Annotated in this window: 17 protein-coding genes; 6 read left to right on the top strand and 11 right to left on the bottom strand. The window is 38.3% G+C overall.

Features of this window, described 5'->3' with window-relative positions:
* Positions 1 to 17 precede the first annotated feature (17 nt).
* The 5 genes from ACERJO_RS06735 to ACERJO_RS06715 form a co-directional block, all read right to left on the bottom strand.
* A complete protein-coding gene (locus ACERJO_RS06735; protein ID WP_373647002.1) occupies positions 18 to 713 on the bottom strand; it encodes a DUF4386 domain-containing protein in 696 nt (231 codons plus the stop codon).
* Positions 714 to 1,033: 320 nt separating this feature from the next.
* On the bottom strand, positions 1,034 to 3,676 hold the full coding sequence (locus tag ACERJO_RS06730) for a winged helix-turn-helix domain-containing protein (RefSeq protein WP_373647001.1): 2,643 nt from the start codon (positions 3,674 to 3,676) through the stop codon (positions 1,034 to 1,036).
* 160 nt (positions 3,677 to 3,836) lie between these two features.
* Positions 3,837 to 4,547: an ABC transporter permease gene (locus tag ACERJO_RS06725; RefSeq protein WP_373647000.1), complete on the bottom strand. Its 711-nt coding sequence runs from the start codon at positions 4,545 to 4,547 to the stop codon at positions 3,837 to 3,839.
* Positions 4,540 to 5,250 (bottom strand): ABC transporter ATP-binding protein, encoded by a 711-nt coding sequence (locus ACERJO_RS06720; RefSeq protein ID WP_373646999.1) that lies wholly within the window; start codon positions 5,248 to 5,250, stop codon positions 4,540 to 4,542. The genes ACERJO_RS06725 and ACERJO_RS06720 overlap by 8 nt, the downstream gene beginning before the upstream one ends.
* Positions 5,251 to 5,331: 81 nt before the next feature.
* A complete protein-coding gene (locus ACERJO_RS06715) occupies positions 5,332 to 5,865 on the bottom strand; it encodes a PadR family transcriptional regulator (protein ID WP_247101510.1) in 534 nt (177 codons plus the stop codon).
* 393 nt (positions 5,866 to 6,258) lie between these two features.
* On the opposite strand from ACERJO_RS06715, the gene ACERJO_RS06710 reads away from it, so the two are divergent.
* Positions 6,259 to 6,534, top strand: coding sequence for a hypothetical protein (locus ACERJO_RS06710; RefSeq protein ID WP_373646998.1), 276 nt, complete (start codon positions 6,259 to 6,261; stop codon positions 6,532 to 6,534).
* Between the two features lie 197 nt (positions 6,535 to 6,731).
* On the opposite strand, the gene ACERJO_RS06705 is transcribed toward ACERJO_RS06710, so the two are convergent.
* Positions 6,732 to 10,052: a DUF2252 family protein gene (locus tag ACERJO_RS06705; RefSeq protein WP_373646997.1), complete on the bottom strand. Its 3,321-nt coding sequence runs from the start codon at positions 10,050 to 10,052 to the stop codon at positions 6,732 to 6,734.
* A gap of 272 nt (positions 10,053 to 10,324) precedes the next feature.
* Here ACERJO_RS06705 and ACERJO_RS06700 point away from each other — a divergent pair, with 272 nt between their 5' ends.
* Positions 10,325 to 10,999 (top strand): NAD(P)H-dependent oxidoreductase, encoded by a 675-nt coding sequence (locus ACERJO_RS06700; RefSeq protein WP_373646996.1) that lies wholly within the window; start codon positions 10,325 to 10,327, stop codon positions 10,997 to 10,999.
* 235 nt (positions 11,000 to 11,234) lie between these two features.
* Entirely contained in the window at positions 11,235 to 11,804 is a 570-nt protein-coding gene (locus ACERJO_RS06695; RefSeq protein WP_247101497.1) for a lysophospholipid acyltransferase family protein, read from the top strand.
* 9 nt (positions 11,805 to 11,813) lie between these two features.
* Here ACERJO_RS06695 and ACERJO_RS06690 read toward each other — a convergent pair whose 3' ends face one another.
* Positions 11,814 to 12,176, bottom strand: coding sequence for a winged helix-turn-helix transcriptional regulator (locus tag ACERJO_RS06690; protein WP_247101494.1), 363 nt, complete (start codon positions 12,174 to 12,176; stop codon positions 11,814 to 11,816).
* 139 nt (positions 12,177 to 12,315) lie between these two features.
* Between ACERJO_RS06690 and ACERJO_RS06685 the strand changes: the two genes are divergently transcribed.
* Positions 12,316 to 12,669 carry a DoxX family protein gene (locus tag ACERJO_RS06685; protein WP_373646995.1) on the top strand — a complete coding sequence of 118 codons (354 nt, stop codon included), beginning with the start codon at positions 12,316 to 12,318 and terminating at the stop codon, positions 12,667 to 12,669.
* A gap of 143 nt (positions 12,670 to 12,812) precedes the next feature.
* Here the strand turns inward: ACERJO_RS06685 and ACERJO_RS06680 are convergent, their stop codons facing one another.
* The 4 genes from ACERJO_RS06680 to ACERJO_RS06665 form a co-directional block, all read right to left on the bottom strand.
* Positions 12,813 to 13,517, bottom strand: coding sequence for an SDR family oxidoreductase (locus tag ACERJO_RS06680; RefSeq protein ID WP_373646994.1), 705 nt, complete (start codon positions 13,515 to 13,517; stop codon positions 12,813 to 12,815).
* 13 nt (positions 13,518 to 13,530) lie between these two features.
* Positions 13,531 to 13,986 carry a VOC family protein gene (locus tag ACERJO_RS06675; protein ID WP_373646993.1) on the bottom strand — a complete coding sequence of 152 codons (456 nt, stop codon included), beginning with the start codon at positions 13,984 to 13,986 and terminating at the stop codon, positions 13,531 to 13,533.
* A 1,043-nt stretch (positions 13,987 to 15,029) separates the two neighbouring features.
* A complete protein-coding gene (locus ACERJO_RS06670) occupies positions 15,030 to 15,761 on the bottom strand; it encodes a YqcI/YcgG family protein (RefSeq protein WP_373646992.1) in 732 nt (243 codons plus the stop codon).
* A 57-nt stretch (positions 15,762 to 15,818) separates the two neighbouring features.
* Complete coding sequence (locus tag ACERJO_RS06665) at positions 15,819 to 16,781, bottom strand: helix-turn-helix transcriptional regulator (RefSeq protein WP_373646991.1); 963 nt, start codon at positions 16,779 to 16,781, stop codon at positions 15,819 to 15,821.
* Between the two features lie 109 nt (positions 16,782 to 16,890).
* Here ACERJO_RS06665 and ACERJO_RS06660 point away from each other — a divergent pair, with 109 nt between their 5' ends.
* Complete coding sequence (locus ACERJO_RS06660) at positions 16,891 to 17,370, top strand: GyrI-like domain-containing protein (RefSeq protein WP_373646990.1); 480 nt, start codon at positions 16,891 to 16,893, stop codon at positions 17,368 to 17,370.
* A 23-nt stretch (positions 17,371 to 17,393) separates the two neighbouring features.
* Complete coding sequence (locus ACERJO_RS06655; protein ID WP_373646989.1) at positions 17,394 to 17,858, top strand: phage tail protein; 465 nt, start codon at positions 17,394 to 17,396, stop codon at positions 17,856 to 17,858.
* Positions 17,859 to 18,342: the final 484 nt, after the last annotated feature.

Here is an 18,342-nt window from a genome sequence, read left to right as displayed (position 1 = left end):
CTTTAATAGCCATTTGATTATACACTGTTCCGCTCAGTCAATAGCCGATCAAGCTCCACTTGATTAAAGCCTTTGCTAATCAACCAAAGGGCCATGACCATTTCCTGCACAGCCAAAGGGATATACAACACATCCAAGTGAAGGTTGAATCCAAGCAATATCACTAAGTCAACAGTCACATAGAAAACGGCTGCGATTAACCCCCACCCGGATAACCAACGAGGGATAAGCTTAGTAAGATAGAAAAGAGTATATAACAGCATGGCCCCAATGATAAAGACAATCGTCAAGACGGGTGTAACAATATTCTTAGTCTGAAGAAACACGTTACCAACAACCTGCAGAGGAACTGACTCTGCTCCAGCTGCCTGAAATTCTTTGCTGAATACACCTAACCATAACCAACCAACTACGACTAAAATATATGTGCTTCCCTCTAATGGCCCTCGAAAAACAACCATACCTAAGGCTAGAGCCTGATTCTTTCTTTTGAAAAGCGGATACAGAAAAACAGGCATCGCCGCTAATGACAGCCCCATAATAAGAATCATTAATGCGCCTAAATTAAGCTGAGATTGGTTTTCGGCAATTTTGGTTAAAAAATCTTCTCCAGCAAACAAATCCCTAGTAACAGCAACACTTAAAATTCCTGATAAAGTTCCGATGATATAGAGGATACCTACAATCACTGCGGTCGTTTTGTAAGTTTTCATTTTTTATTCTCCTTTGTCACCGTAACCACGCTATTCCCTTGAATGGCTTTCATTGGACAGCTTCCTCCTATTCAATAAATTGTGCACCTTCACACGATTGACTGAAATCAAGAGTATACCTAGCTGATCAGCTACCAAACTGATTAACAGTGTAGCACCGTTTGCTTCAACTGTGCAGGTCATCGCGTCGAACCAACCTTTTTACTCGGTCCGTAGGTGACCATTGACCGTACGCTGATCTATCTTAGGCTTCACTTGTTCCATATGGAAAAAAGTATAGCGCCATTGTATCGATATTAGATAGACACTTTCGTGTATATTTACAGCAAGCCGTATTCGCGGGCACGGGCAACCGCTTCCGTTCGTCTTTGTACTTGCAATTTGCCATATATTCTGCGGTTATGTCCTTTCACTGTGTCAAGAGCGAGAAAGAGGATTTTACTTATCTCCTGATTCGAGTAACCTTCAGCAATAAGCTGCAGCACTTGTAACTCTCGTTCACTCAAAGGCTCGATAAGTGGCTGTTTAGGCGTATTCATCCCTTGACTATGGATTCTTTTTCGCTCCATTTCAAATGCAAGCTTCAATTTCCGTGTATAATCCGGCATCATTCCTTGAATAGCACCTTCAGTTAATAACGATTCCATCGATAATCCCTCGTCAATAAACATTCGGATATAACCCCCCGGCTTTGCCATGGCAAGGATTTCACCTAAAACCTGAATAGCTTTGTCCCGTTCTCTCTTGGCTCGGTAAGCAAGAGCTTGCAAAGCCATTAGTTTCATTCTTTCGTCATTCCAACCTTTCTCTTCTGCCTGCTGGAGTAGCGGCTCTAATATGGTCAGGGCGGAGAATGCGTTTCCTTGCGCAAGATGAACCCGTGTTTCACTTATAGGGTGTTCATATTTCGTAAGTAGCTGTGCCGATCTGTCAAGCTGACCTTGCCTAAGAAGTATCTGAATCCTAGTAGCAACAATCTCTGGAATTTGATAAGTAAAGTTATGTAGCCATGCTAGCTGTTCAGCTTTATCCAATATTGCCATTGCACTAGTATCATCTCCTTGGACAAACTTTAACCGAGCGAGAAACACCTCACTAGCTACCGATCTGTCGGTGTTTTCAAATTGCCGTGCCAATTGAACCGCTTGCTGCCCATGCTTTTCAGCGTTATCGAGATCATTCCATTCATAATATATACGTGCTAAACCTAGGTGTGCTTCGCATGCTACCGGCATCGCAGGGTCCCCAGCTAATTTTAGAGCATGTCGATAAGTCTCAGCCGCCTCATACAGCTGATTATCTCCTTCATGAATGTTCCCCAGACCGAGCGTAGTCATAATGGTGATAATCACATGTCCAATGTTCTGACTGATCGATAATGCCTCAATATAGGCCTTTCTAGCTGCTGCACGATCTCCTTGAAGTTGATAAGCATATCCCATCGTCCAAGACGTCGCTGTCCGAACAGGTAAATTATCCGGATGCAAATACTCTAAAGCCCGACGTGACTCATCAAGAATCGTTTCTGTCTGATGCTTACTTACAGCCAACGTCGCCCTTATGGAGGCAATATGTCCGATAAGATCCAAAGTTTTAACGTCTTGTTCAATATCTTGCAGAGCATTTTCGGCAAATACTAGTTTTTGTTCAACACCAGCCACTTGACCAACTGACAGCAATGCAGAGGCATACATTACCCACAAGGAAGGTCTAGCATCAAGTTCTTTCATTGACAATGACTCAAGCCAATTTAGTACAGGTGTCACCGCTCCACGAAAGAGTAGTGGTATTTCTCCTCCCTCTATTAAACGAGCCGCTCGGCTAACATCATTAGCTGCAACGGCATGGTGAACAGCATCAAGCTCAAAGTGATTATCTTCATACCATATGCTGGCACGTATATGTAATGGAGCTATGCTTCTCTTCGCATCCGCAATCGACGAAAGATGCTGTCGTCGTAGCACTTCAGCAAATAAGTGGTGATAGCGATACCAACGCCTCTCGTTATCTAGAGGAATGATGAACAGGTTAGCGTTTTCGAGTCTTTCTAGGACTTCTTGTCCTGGGGACGTTATGTGTTCTTCATCTCCCCAACCAAGAACAGCATCACAAAGAGGACCGCACAACCTTTCAAGGATGGATGTGTGTAGCAAGAACGTCTGAATGTTTTGAGGTTGCTTTTGCAACACTTCTTCTACTAAATAATCTAAGATAAAATAATGACTACCTGTGAAGGTTTGGATAAAGCCGCTAACGTCTTTATGATCCTGTATAGACAGTGCGGCTAATTGTAGACCCGCAATCCAGCCTTCTGTTCGAGATTCAAGTAAAGCGATCTCTTCTGTGGAAAGATCTAAACCCATCACATAGTTTAGAAATTTAGCAGCTTCAAAGGAGGTGAAACGCAAATCAACTGCACGCACTTCTGTCAATTGACCCCGGGCACGTAACCGTGCTATAGATAGACGTGGCTCTTCACGAGTGGTAAGGACCAGATGCATCTGTGGTGGTATATGCTCAAGTAGAAATTCGATGGCGTGACCAATCGGATGTGCATCGATCATATGGTAATCATCAAGGACAAGAATGAAATCGCTTTGAACGGAAGAAACATCATTAATCAACGAGCCTAGAATTGAATCTATTGGAGGCAATTGTGAGGATTGAAGTAAACCAATAACACCTTCTCCAATATTCGCTTCAATCTTCCGTAAAGCAACAAAGAGGTATGTAAGAAAGCGAGCAAGATCATTATCTCCTTCCTCCAGTGATAGCCACGTAACCGGCTGCTCGCAGCTAGTGAGCCATTGACTCACAAGTGTCGTTTTACCGAAACCGGCACCAGCAGATATGATGGTAAGCTTGTGGTGCATCCCCTCGTTCAACTGTTCAAGTAGCCGAGGACGAGCAACAATTTTAGATCGAATTGGCTGAATAGATAGTTTGGTAGATATAATTGGCATCTTCATACATTAATTATAGTAACCACTTTATTTCACTGTCAATGCAAAAAGAAACTAGAAGTCTGCTTTACCAACGTTTAACCGATGGCGAAATTACGTTTTACATTTATAGAGTTTTAACACACCCTTCTAACTCATAGTAATAAATTCAGCCCACTTCTTACTTTTCGTTATTACGGAAGCTTACTTTAGCGACAAAGAGAAACATAGACAGCATCGCGAAAAGTATCAGTATAGAAAGAGCCCAAAAGCTTAGGTCCATTTCTAAAGCAGCTCGATAACCTCTTTGCAACCATTCAAATGGGTTGACCCAGCTTATCCATTGTACAATCTTAGGAGCTCCTGCAATATTAAAAAAAATGCTGCTACACAATATAAGAGGAAGCATAATTAAGTTTGTGGTGATACTTAATTGTCCTTCATTTTTTGGCAAACTCGAAAGTGCAAATCCTAACAATGTGAAAATAGCGGAACCTACCCAAAATAGCGGAATGAAAAGAAAAATACTTAAGGCTGACATATTGAAATGGAACAGGCTATTCTCTACGAATAATAAAACAATTGAAACTGAGCAGGCAATGATTGTTTGACTAAACGTTATAGCAGAAAGATACTTCCATAATGAGAATGGTGTGATCTTTAATAAATCAAAGACCCCTCTTTTCCGTTGTGAATAAACTGAAAAGGAATTCGTTATACAACAGTAGAAATAAATACTAATACTTAAAACTCCAAGCAGAGTATTCATTGATACATCAATATTAAAATAATTCAACCCGAATAAAACAGCGAGTGGAAGAAAGATTGACCAAAATAATAAATAAGCATCTTTCATATTTTTATATAGTGTAATACGGGTAATATTAAACATATGGATTCTCCTTCCTTGTCAAGATATAAAATAGTTCCTCTAAGTCTGTTGCATCATATTTCCCTAGTAGTTCTAACGGTTTTCCATTTTCCAAAAGTCTACCATCGTCCATAACCAATACTCGATCAGCTGTATTCTTGACCTCTAACATATCATGGGAGGAAAATAAGATACTTTTGCCTTGTTGCTTTAAACGATGAATCATGTTCTGTACTTCACGTTGTCCACTTGGATCGAGACCAGCAGAAGGCTCATCTAATATCACAAAATCTGGATTGTGTAAAGTTGTAATGCTAATGGCCAACCGTTTTTGTTGTCCTAAAGACAGCTTAGAAGCATTAGTCGTTTTTGCATCAAACAGCTGATACCTTGTTAAGATGGCATCCAATTCTTCGTTCGCTAATGGCGATTGATAAAATGTAGAAAATAGCTTCAAATTATCTACTACATTAAACCCTTCAAAAAAAGGAGTAGCTTGAAGTTGAACACCCACTTTTTTATTAAAGTCTTTTGTCCAGCGAAATACCTCTCCATGATCAGGGCTAGTAATACCTAAAATCATCCTGATAGTAGTCGTCTTGCCAGCTCCATTTGTTCCAACCAATGCTACAACTTCATTTGAATGGATAGAAAAATTGATATCCTTAATGATTTTTCTTCCTTTAAAACGTTTCTCAACATGTTTCAACTCAATAAGCTTCATAACCTATACTCTCCTTTGTATACTCAACTTTGACTATTCAACTAAAAATGAAAGCCACTACAAATGGCTTAACATTTTTTATTAACCTTCAATGATTTCCAAAGCTCGATCTATTACCTTTATTTGTGATTCAATCATCTCAAACATATGCTCAAAAACGATAATCGTAAGTTGCGGAATATCACCTTGAAGCGCCCTTTCCTTTGCTTCAAATCCCGTTTTAACAGCTTGTAATTCAAGATATAATTGATCTTTATTCTTTTTCAGTTGTTCTATTGTTTTTTCTTTTGGTAGTTGGTGAGCAAAGGAAATACCCGAATACAAATCAGTCGGATAGTTTACTTTGGCATTTCCAAGACAGTCCAAAGCTAGTTGCTTCTGATAATCCTCGCCAAAGGCTGTTATTTTGTAGATTGCCTTTTGTCTATGTCCATTATTTTCGAGACTCTCAATTTCAATATAGCGATCTTTTTCTAATTTTTTTAGTGCATTATAGATCGATCCTGGCAGCACACCAGCCCACCGTTGTGCGTCATTCAATTCAAGCATGGATTTGATTTCGTATCCAGACATTGGCTTAATGCTGAGCATTGCTAATACTAATAATTTAGTCAAAGTGAATTCTCCTTTGTTTATTCAACGTTGAATATATAAAGAATTATAGAATGTTTTTTTCCTATTGTCAATTTAAAATTCTAAATTAACTATTAAGACAAAACATTTGAGATTAAAGTCAATGTCCTTATATCTATTTTCGTGAAATAACGGCATATCGCTTGTTCAAAAAATTTAGGAACCTAAAAGCAGGTTATATAATATCCCTCACGCAGAAACGATTGAAACCGTGAATAAAAGAAAAAGCTTTAATAAAAATGCCATTAGACAACGGATATCTTTTAGGAGCAGAGAATAAAGTGAAGGTTATCATCCACAATAAAAACAAAACAATAGCGTCAGCACCTATTTGTTTTACAGCATAAATATATTATTTGAAAGGAGGGGTTGTTTTTGGATTTACACTTCATATGGAAAGCGGTTGTCGTCGTCTTTGGAGGAGTTCTAATTTTGCGGTTAGCTGGCAGAAAATCAATTTCACAGCTAAGCGGCATTCCACTTACATTAGGCATGATTCTATATCTCCCACAGTTTTTCTTTGACCAGCCTTTAAGAGTGACTCATGGAATATTAGTTGCAGTTGGCTGCGTATGGATCCCTATCGAATTATGGAGAGGAAGCTACAGGAAGGCTGACCCAAAATCGCAATCAAATACTGTTCACCTCTAAGACTTACTCATTAAAAATGATGAGGAACAGGTTAGAAATAACACATTGTACCTCATATTCACTCTCTAGATATTGTTTAGAAGCTCCCTTTTCGATATCAACAGATTATGGCTCACTGGCTTTAAAAATCCATGTTCCACTAGTAAAGCTTATAGTGAAACATGGATTTTAAATTTTTAATGTATTTTTCAACTAATTCATTGGATGGTTAAGAGCTTTTTTCTACGATATTTGATAAAGAGAATCCCTCCGAATACAGACAATAAGACTCCCATTAATAAGTAAGTAAACATAGACGTTGCGGTTTGTGGTAACTGACGATCATCCTTCAGATCGCTCTGCTCATTACCATTCTCTATCTTTTCTTCATTATTGTTACTTTCGTCGCTTCCAGCTTCTGTGTTAGTGTTCTTTCCCGCTTTGCCTCCGCTATTGTTATCTTCTTCGTTCCCAGCTTCTGCGTTATTACCCTCTTCCGGCTCTTCTTCTTTTTCTTCCGGTTCATCAAATACTTGTTCATTATATAGTGTCACATATAATTGGTGATCCTTAACGACTTGAGCGTAATAATTCAATGTTGTCGCAGCCAACTCCTCATCAAATGACTGAACCTCTGTATTAAAAGAATGCATTAGATCTGTTGCAAATGATTCATTCCCTAATTCAATGGCCGCACGACTATGTGCATATGCTGTTACTTCTGCACTCGCTTTTACAAAATGATTAAGGTCTTCTATTCCATTAAAGTCTGTTGGACCTACTTCATCTTTATAAGGAGAACGTTCTTTAACTAAAAATGACTGGTTATCCGTTTCTAACGTTCCCCAATGAATATCAGGGAAATTGTGTAATGCGCGTACCCCACTAATTGTTCGACTAGCATGTGTAGGGAATGCAGACCGATCAAATAAACCAGATAACTCAACAGCTGACGGCCCTTGTGCCTTAATATCTAAAATAATATCGTCTTCTGCTAATTCCGTTTCACCTTCGATTAAAACATAAAAACGATCATAACCTAAGCTACCTAACCCCGCATTGACTCTACGTGCAATGTCTTTAATCGTGAAATAGTCTTTCCCAACCATTTCAATGATCTCTTCATCTAGTTGGTCAACATAAGAGTCCCAATGGCGTACTAGCTCCTCCCATTCATCTACTGTTACTTCCGTAAGACGATTATTTGTTAAATCGAACATACGGCTGCCAGCCTGCATCGTTGTCCAAGTCGTTAATTGATTGTTCAAGGGCTCATTACTCACTTCTTTTGCAAACTCCCCCATAAATCCATCTAGCTGATCTGCTGTAAAATAATACTCTTGAACATTGACGGACCCATCGGCAACATTCGCTAGCGCCTGCCGATAATAGTAGCCATATGCTTCAACGACCCCAACAATCTCCTCAGCACTTAACTGTAAATTCGGCGCAGAGTCATTAAGAAGATAGAGGCTTGTTCCATAGTTCAACAAATCAAAGTAAAAAGGCGCAATTCCAGCTTCATCAAAATCATTTAATTCAAAAATAGCTTCCTTATTTCGATTACCATAAAAACCGATGTTCTCAACATGCAGATCACCTGTGACCCACGTATTTGCTTTACTTAAGGCTGACCAATTTTCTGGAATGTTTACAACATGATTTTTTACATCAAGGAAAAATAAGGCTGCCGTCCCTCGATAAAAAGCGAAAGGACTTGCTGCTAACCCTTCAAGCTTGCTATTTTTCACACTATGATCATCAATATGCTCATTTGACCGAATGATTTCGTTCTTAATTGTTTCGATCCTATCTTTTCCAACTAGCGGGTTTAATGCCTCTAGATCAATCGTTGTTTGACCAGGTATAACAAAATCAACATCTTCAATTTCATCATAATAATGAGCAATTGGAGAAAAGTCATTTATTGAGTTTCCGTCAAGGTTTAGGCGTACTCGTAAGTGCTCCAAATCTCGTAATGAACGAATATCCGTAATATGATTATCACGAATATTCAAATCTTCTAGAACGACTAAATGTTGTAAAGGCGAAAGATCAATAATGTCGTTTCTTCTTAATACAAGTCTTTCTATTTTCGTTAAGTTTGCTAACGGTGTTAGATCGCTAACTCGGTTTGAATGTAAGTTAAGGTCCGTTAGCTCTGTAAGGTTTGTTAATGGCGTCAAATCGGAAATGCCATTATTTCTAGCACTTAATTCTTTTAATTGAACTAAACCTTCTAAAGGCTTAATATCAGTAACACTATTATCGCGAATATCAAGAACTTCAAGTGATACTAACGGTCTTACAGGTTCTAATGACACAATTGAGTTCGAACGTACATCAAGCTCAATCAAATTCGATAATGATTCAATCCCCTCAAGAGAAGAAATATTATTTTCTCTTAAATCAATTGATTCTAATTTCGTTAACGAAGAAAGGGGTGTTAAATCAGAGATGTTATTTGAACGCATGTCTAGCTCTTTCAAATTAGTTAACAACTCAATCCCTTTTAAGCTTTCTATACGTAAGTTCCTAGCATTTGCTAACGTCTCCACGTCCTTCAGTGCTTCATACGATAATTGGGAGTGACCATTCGACTTAACCACTTCATTTATCACATGAAACAAAACGTTATCTTCAAATAATAGGTGAATTTCTGCTGCTTCTCCATCAAGCTCTTCTTCATCCGGCTCTGACGGCAAAGGTAAAGTAAAATCAACATCTTCAATCTCATAATAATAGTGAGCAATAGGTGAGAAATCAATGATCGGATTACCGTCGAGATTTAACCGAACTCGTAGCTTCTCTAAATCCTGTAACGGGCTAATATCGGTAATGTCATTATCGCGAATATTCAGATCTTCAAGCTCGACTAAATATTGCAACGGCGAAATATCGGTTATCGCGTTACCTCTTACAATTAGCCTTTCTATTTTCGATACGTTCATTAAAGGTGTTAACTCACTCACGTTATTTGAATGTAGGTTCAGCTCAACTAAATTCGCCAAGTTCGCTAGCGGCGTTAGATCAGAAATTTGATTGTCTCTTGCACTTAACACTTGTAACTGAACTACATTTTCTAATGGCTGCAAATCAGTCATGTCGTTATCACGAATATCTAGCTCGAGCAAATTAGTTAACGTCTCTATTCCTTCAAGTGAGGAAAGGTTATTTCCTCTTAAATCTATTAACTCCAATTTCGTTAGCGTTGAAAGAGGCGCTAAATCAGAGATGTTATTTGAGCGCATTTCTAGCTCAGTCAAATTGGTTAAAAGCTCAATACCTTTTAAGCTTTCAATTCCTTCATTTCTAACCTTTGTAAGCTGCTTAATCTCTGATAACGCTTCATACGATAATTGAGCATACCCCATAGACTTTATTTTAGCTTCTATAACTCCCAGTAAAGCTTCATCTTCAAATTCCCTCTCAATGCTAGTAGCCTCATCGAAACTATCTTCAGCACGAATTTGTTGAAGTGGGATCAAATTTGAAAATACGAGTAGTACGATTAAACTTACATACATGATTCGTCTCATGTTTTCCCTCCTTGGTTATCTCTTTACTTGTCCACATATAGTTAAAAATAGCACTTTTCACTTTTTCCAAGGTTGAATTAACATAACTTTTACAATGAAATTACATTAAATTCATACTATTGCTAGATGATAAGAACACTCATACGTATTATTATTTGCTCATTATTAAAGCCTATCTCATGAAATTTTCCATTGAATCTGATACGATTGTTAACACCAAAAACCGACTCCGTTGCTATGGAGCTCTAACATAAAAAGAGGGAGAATAACAAATGAGTCAACATGCAAAAAAACAAGAAATTCTAGGTGCCTTTCAATTTAGACACGCGACGAAGGAATTTGACCCAACAAAGAAAATTCCTGATGAAGATTTCCAATTTATATTAGAAACGGCAAGGCTATCTCCAAGCTCTGTCGGGTATGAGCCATGGAAATTTGTTGTTGTTCAAAAACAGGAATTAAGGGAAAAGCTACGTCCAATTACATGGGGAGCACAAGGGCAGCTCCCGACTGCAAGCCATTTCGTGATCATCCTCGCTAGAACGATTAAAGATACAAAATATGATAGCGAGTACGTAAAAAACCAAATGATAAACGTAAAACAGATACCAGAGGACCTTTTTGAAAAAGTGAAAGCTCGTTACAAAAGCTTTCAAGAGGATGATCTTCATTTATTGGAAAGTGAACGTTCGATGTTTGATTGGGCTAGCAAGCAAACGTACATTGCATTAGCGAATATGATGACCGCAGCCGCCCAAATAGGCATTGATTCTTGTCCTATTGAAGGGTTTGATTATAATCAAATACAGTCACTTCTTGCTGAAGAAGATTTACTAGAAGATGGTCACTTGGCTGTTTCCGTCATGGTAGCATTCGGCTATCGCGCCAAAGAACCAAGACCAAAAACGAGAAAGCCCTTGGATAAGATTGTGGAGTGGGTTGAATAAAGAGGTGGAAAAGCAACGTTTATCGAATACAACGTTGCTTTTTTACATATTTTCCATTTCTAAATTTCCCTTGAAACGAGGACTAAATAGTCTGATGCAAAGAAGGAAGAATTTACCAATTTCAAGAGTAGTTTACAAAGTTTATATAAAAATGAGATAGTAGAATGTATAACAATTCCATATGTGTACTTACTTGAAAGGGGTATGAAGATTGTATAGGGTTGGAAGAAGAATAATGAAAATACTTCTAGTTGTCTTTGGTGGAGGTATTCGCACTATTAATAGAAAGCATTTACCAAAGCGACATAATGGCTATGTCGTTGTATGTACTCACAAAACTTGGATCGATGTGGTTGCATTAGGTATCGCAATGAAGCCTACTCCTTTGTATTACATGGCAAAAAAGGAGCTCTTTAAATCAACATTCATGAATTGGTTTTTCACATCATTACATGCATTTCCTGTAGATAGAGAAAATCCAGGACCAAGCACTTTAAAAATCCCACAAAAACTAATAAAAAATGGAAAGGTAGTAGGGATATTCCCTAGTGGAACGAGGTCAGTAGAAAATGCAGGTCTGAAACGCGGAGCTTTTGTCATTGCTAAACGTGCGGGGGTTCCTATTGTTCCAGCCGTTTACAATGGCCCTATCTCTTTAAAAGGACTCTTTAAGAGAGAGAAAATAACAGTCGTTTTTGGAGAACCCATTGATCTAAATGATTACCATTCAAAAGAAGACGCTGAAATCGTACTTAAACATATTGAAGATACTTTTTTACAGCTAGAAAAAATAGAAGAAAAATGAACTTAGCGTTCAGCTAAGTTCATCGGATTCATTCCTTAGACGATCTGCTCCGTACAGCGTATCCATGTGCTCCATATGAGCCACTCCCCAATCGTTCAAAGCCTGAAGCACCGTGCTTAAACCTTTGCCATACTCGGAAATCGAATACTCTACTTTCGGAGGGATTTGGTTATAAACCTCTCGATGTACGATATCGTTATACTCAAGCTCCCTTAACTGTTGGGTAAGCATTTTTTTGTTTATTCCCGGTATAGCTTTTTGAAGCTCGCTGAATCTCATTGTGCCGTTGGAAATCAGCTGTAGCAAAATGACTGGCTTCCATTTCCCCACCAAAATATGAAGCGCTGATTCAAATTTACAATACTCCTTCATTGAACTCCCCTCTTCCCTATGCTTTAAGAAACTTTTTATTTACTATGTTTAAATAAAGTGCCTACTTCATTGAACCCGATTACTAGACTATTATAACCTTAGAGAACGCAAATAAGTAATAAGGAGGTTGGCACCATTTATGAATATCGCATTATGGATCGTTCAAGGCCTTGCAGCGCTGGGGTTTGTCTACTCAGGGTGGTTAAAGGCGTTTCAGTATGAAAAAGCCAAAGCGTCTTGGGGATGGGTGAAGGACGTTCCCAAAACGTTCGTCGCCTTTATCGGGGTCGCAGAATTGGTAGGGGCATTCGGACTTATTCTGCCTCAAGCGATGAATAGCGCGCCCATATTGACACCCATTGCCGCAACCGGACTTGCCACAGTCGTTCTTCTCGGCGCCCTTTTCCATGTCGCACGCAAGGAATATCGAGATATCGGCGTAAACATTGTCTTCTTTGTGTTAACTGCATTTATTGTAATCGGCCGTTTTTAAACCGATGTCTCCCTAAGCCAGCTTCAATGATTTAGGAGTGGTTATAGCAGCAGAGAATCGACCTGCAGTTCGACTCTCTGCCTTATGATAGTAATCCTCTAAAATAACAGTGATTGTTACAGCCATTCCCTTTCTACCTCCTCTCATATTTTCATTGGGTCACCATTATAATCAACAAACACATACTGACTCGTTATTTCCTTTTTTCGCTCCGCTATCTCGACGATTCCTTTTCCTGACTCCATTGGATAAAGGAGAGCATTTTCACCACCCATATCCGTTTTCATCCAACCAGGATGAATCGATAAGACTTGAATATTTTGATCGTGTAAATAACAATTTAGTTTTTCCGATAACATATTTAGTGCAGCCTTGGAAATCCCATATGGATAATCACCGCTATAGGAATTCGTTAAACTACCTGCTTCTGATGAAATATTAAGGATCGATTGATTTTCTCCTCTCTTCAGTAAAGGAAGAAAATGCTTAACGACACGAATAGGTCCTAAAATATTAATATCAAAGGCAAGCGTGCATGCTTCAATATCAAGTTCTTCAATCGACTTACCTCTTTCATTTAAAATGGCTGCATTATTTATTAATACATCAATATGATCCGTTTTTTCTGTTAATTGACCTAAAGCTGCTAGAACTGAATCCTCCTTTTGGACATCAATATCAATCACTTCCAAGTTCTTGTTATAGGTTTCTTTCAGCTCGAGTAATTCTTTTATTTTTGCTTCCTCTGGCCCTCTTACTCCAGCAAACACTGTATGACCATTCAATAAGCTTATTTTCGTTAATGAAAGACCAAGACCACGATTGGCCCCTGTAATGAAAAATTTCAAGAACTTCTCCTCCTTAGTTATCATTTTCTAACAATTCAAGAATCACTTTCAAATCGTTAAAGGTATCCATATAGGCATATCGACCGTCAGTATACTCTCCTTTTTGTACTAAAGGCATATTTCTCGATTCCATTTTAGCCACAGTACCTTTCATATCTTTTACGACAAAGGCAATATGGTGAACCCCTTCCCCATGAGAATCTAAATGTTCTCTCCATGTACTAGGATGCTCATCAGGTTCAATCAATTCCAGCTGTAAGGATCCCATATCAAAGAACGCTAATTTTGCACGTGCTTCTGTTGGATTCCCTTTATAGTTTGTTTGTGCCTGCTCCCATCGATCGGTTGGATTTGCTGGCGGCTTTTCTACTCCAAAGAAATCCGCAAAAGCTTGAGACGTTTTTTCAATATCCTTCACGATAATCCCTATTTGTGCCACTATATTGGTTCCTAATACACCTGTACTCATCGTATCATTCCTCTCTCATTTTCTTCATGTAAGTTCATGAAATTTTTCTAGTAATTCCAAATCCATCTTTTCCAACGGCGTTTATACTGCTATTTCTGGTATCTAAACGAAAATAAATAATCTTATAATAATGAATGAAGGATAGTGGTGTTGTGAACACGTGTTCATTGATAAGGTATAACGATTGAATTCGCTTACATTTTTAATTAAGGTTACTATAATCTTAATAATATTTGGTGTCAATAGACTTTTGAGAGAAGACTAATATGGCTCATGAAACACTAGCTATCCAACGGGGCAGGTCGGTGTTGATATAGAAAAGCTCTTGCATATCTAACTAAGATCATACAAGAGCTTTTACAATTTCTATTTGCTTCTCTTCATTTATTAGTTACTCTATGAGTTTGTATCCCCATTAAAATCACAACAATCGATAATGTCACATATTACAATTCTATACCCACAAAAATGAACACCTCAGATTCTCCGATATCATGATAGGTTACAACAAGAATCCTTTTTGCATTAACAGCTTGAATTGGCATAGTAAGCGCCATGTTCAGAACCTGTTTTAGCGAAACTAGTTAAAAAAGCGAGTCACATTATGATATTTGACCAATATACGGCATATCCATTGATATCTGATTCATCTTCCGCTTTTCCAATGGTGATCGTCATTTCATTAACATGATCCATCGTATATTGTACAAATGAAGGTCTGTACTGCGGTAAAATAATTGACCTTACGTAGACGCCAGCAGGTCTTCACCGAAGCCACTGAAAAAGTCCTTTCTAGTAACTCAAAGAAGAGTAATGGCTCCACTCATTGCGCGCCTTGCTATGAAAAAAACCACTCATATCAAGACTTTCAAAATCGGGCAACGGCTACGCACATTACTTCAAAGCCACTGAAAAAGTTAAAACCAAACTTTTTCAGTGGCCTCGAAAATCGTACTTTTTCAGTGCTCTTTCTTCACCTTCAGCATAGTAGAGGTTCAATGTGATCGAGACCTCACGCTTCTGCAAAGTGCGAGGCTTTCCTTTTACTGCCCTTTATGATGAAAAGGACATTCTCCTTGTATCGGTTCTACGTCATCTCCAATGAAGAATTGCTTCCATTCATTGTGATCAGGGTCTCCAAAGTGAGAAATATCAGGATGTTTAGGTAAATCATCCCATTTTTCTACTCGTTTTCTCACTTTTTCACGAGACATAATCCCACCCTTTTGTGTTCCTTCAAGTCCTTCAAAAATCTTTCTTGGCTGAAAACCAAGAATAAGGCTGTTTCCAAGGTTACGCGTTTTTCGTTGTTTGTATGCAGGAGCATTTCCAAACACAAAGATCGGTTCCCCGCCAAAATGGAAGTCCCATAAGTAATGTTCGGGATCTTTAGGTTTGTTGTCTGGCCATTTCTGTTTATCGTTTTCATGCAAGTATTGCAAAATCTCCCAAAACCTTTTACGGTAATGTTCGAGGTCATCCTTCTCTTCTTCAGGTTCTACAAAAACAAAAAGGCCATGACGGACGTAAGGGGGTTCTACAAAAAGCATTAAAAATTCCTCTACCGCATTGGGTAGGTTAGACCAATCCTCTTTAGTGATATAGGCATAACGGAGCTCCCCTTTCATCTCTGCTTTCATTCCAAAATAACAGGGAAATGTATCATTCGTTACAATCTGATGGAAGGTATTGTACTCATGTATGACCCATTCAGGAACGACCGCTGGATTTGTCATATCATCCTTTGTTAACAGTATTTTATTCGTTTCCTGCATACCATTTCTCCTTTTTACTAGTATAGTTACCCAAAAATCCCTATCCAAAAACGCTATTTATGGGCAGTATAAACATATTCTCTCTTGTAACCCTTTAATGACTTCTTCTGGCACTTCTCTGACCTTAATATCCCCACCTAGAAAAAGCAGCCAATTCGTTATTTCGGTTAATTCTTCTGAATGATTAACATTGATAAAAGTCTTTAGAATCGCTGTGGATTGGTAAGGACTCGTATAAGAAATGGAGACTTTCAAAGGATGGTATTTTTTAAACTGGGCAATCGCCTTCGGACCAAGCTCAAGGGTAAGGTTGGTGACTTCTTCCTGCTTACGTAGTTTTTCTAAAATTTTCTTCTTCCTTAATCTTTTTTTGGTAGAGTATGATTTGACATGATGTAAACTATCAACAGGAAATATCCTCCTCTTTTCATCCTCTAAGTCAAAGCCTTCTATCATCCAAAGGCCTTTTTCATTATAAAGGTGCAAGAGAAAAATTGGATAAGCCTTTATGACCTGCTCTTCTTTGATGGTAATCAATAAATAGCTATCCACAAGAAGAATTTGGATAAGTCTTTCTAGCATAGGATGTGGGAGATCTGACAATTCAAGCAAGTCGGGATTATTCGGATTTGTCCCTTCAAAAAGCAAGATTTGATTTAATAGAACAAGGTCATCTTGCTGGTTTTCTGATATGAGTCCTAGTAATTTTTCAGCTAAAGACTGACGGCTCTTTAGATAAGGGAGTTGTTGATTTCTTGTCGCCATAAAGGCAATAAAAAGAGCTTTAATCTCATTATCGGTAAAGCGAACGGTAGGCAGGACAGAATTGTTCATGACAAAATAGCCCCCATCCCTTCCAACTTCAGCGACAAGCGGCATCCCCATGGCTTCAATTTCTCTGATATCTCTAATAGCGGTCGAACGAGAGATATTAAATTCTTGCATGATCTCAGAAATGGTAAAGCGGGATCGGTTGTTGATATATCGCATTAAGATATTAATCCGTTCAACTTTTTTCATCGGGGTCTCCTAAACAGTATCATTTTTTGACATGATTAAAGACTATTATAAACTCATCAAATGAAAAGATAAATCATTTGATAACTTATTCATAAAGGGAGGTTTGACTATGGCAAATTATACACTAGAAGAAAAAGAAAGCTTTACCGTTTTAGGTATTGGAACTGAGCTTAAGAGCGATTATACAGACTACGCTGGCACAAACAAGGAAAAGTTAGACTTTTGGAGTGCAATCAAACAAGATGGAAGACTTGATACGTTAAAAGCCATAGCCACAAATGACTACATGTTTGCCGTGAACGAAGCCGTGAATCATAAGATGATGCATTATGCTGGCGTCATGACAGATACAACATTACCAGAAGCATCCAGAGTGATTCAGTTTCCTAAGGGAAAATACCTGGTTGTAAAAGGGGAAGCAGAAACGGCTAATGCGTTGAGTAATATGCTTACTAGTATGGCCTTTGGTCAAATCTTGCCAGAAGCAAAGGATTTTGCTTATGTTGGCGGACCAAACACAGCAGTTGAGATGGGGCAAAGTAACGGCTTAATATTTGGTGAAATGTGGATTCCTGTTGTAAGGAAATAGAAAGATAACGGGAGGGATGGAAATTGTCCTCTATTGTTGATTTTAAACATGTATCTACGGTTGGCTTAGAGTCTTCACCTGTAACAGAAGCGCTTGCTGGTCTACGTGCTAATGAAGCCCGCTACTTTATGAACAAATACAAGCATGAATTTACAGTTATACCAGCTAGCGAAAGTAAGGAGACCCTAGATTATGTGAACCATATTTTGAAAGAAGAGCGTGATATTGAGTTTGCGGCTAAACCTTTAGAAACGTCACGTTTTCAAGTGGAAAATATCAAATGGGCTTTCGTCTTTTTTGAAGATGGTTTAGAGGTCAACGTTATGTATACGGTGGATGACCCTAAGAAGCGGGCCGTTGGTTTTAAGCTTTCTGAGGGGATGGAGATACCAAAGGAGTTAGAAGGAAAGTTTAAGTTTGCTAGGCAGAGGTCTAAACTAGCTGGAACCATTCGAGGCTCGTTTTTTGTCATTAAAGGCGAATATTAAAAGTTAACCTTTTCATTTTCTTCCTTAAGTAAATAAAAGGCTTGGTTAATTCGACAAATCCAGCCTTTTATTCAACTTAAAATCCAATTATTAAATATCTTATTTAGAATAGATTTATCAAAAATAACCTCAACTTGCTGCTTTACCATCATATATGGAACCATTCTCCGTGGTGATTTAAGTGGCAAAAAGAATACGTTTGGAATAAGTAGTATTGACAACTCCAATTTCAAAATGAGATATACAGTGTTCACCGATAAATTTACATCATGCCGCCCCTAAGGTGAGAGTGTGTAATATCTTTAACCTGGTGTGCGAAAAGTGCGGCATATCAGGGTTTTGTTAAAATCTTACTGTAACATCTTTAACGAGTTTTTATTATTATTTACTGGATTGCGTTAGCAAAATGTTAGCAATTTGCTGCCTGGTTATGACCGCGAAATTTACAACTTGCTATTAAAGAATTTACCAAATAGAAACGTCA

The organism is Halalkalibacter sp. AB-rgal2 (assembly GCF_041821005.1).
Classification (GTDB): Bacteria; Bacillota; Bacilli; order Bacillales; family Bacillaceae_D; genus Halalkalibacter.
This window is presented reverse-complemented; position numbering and strand designations above follow the sequence as displayed.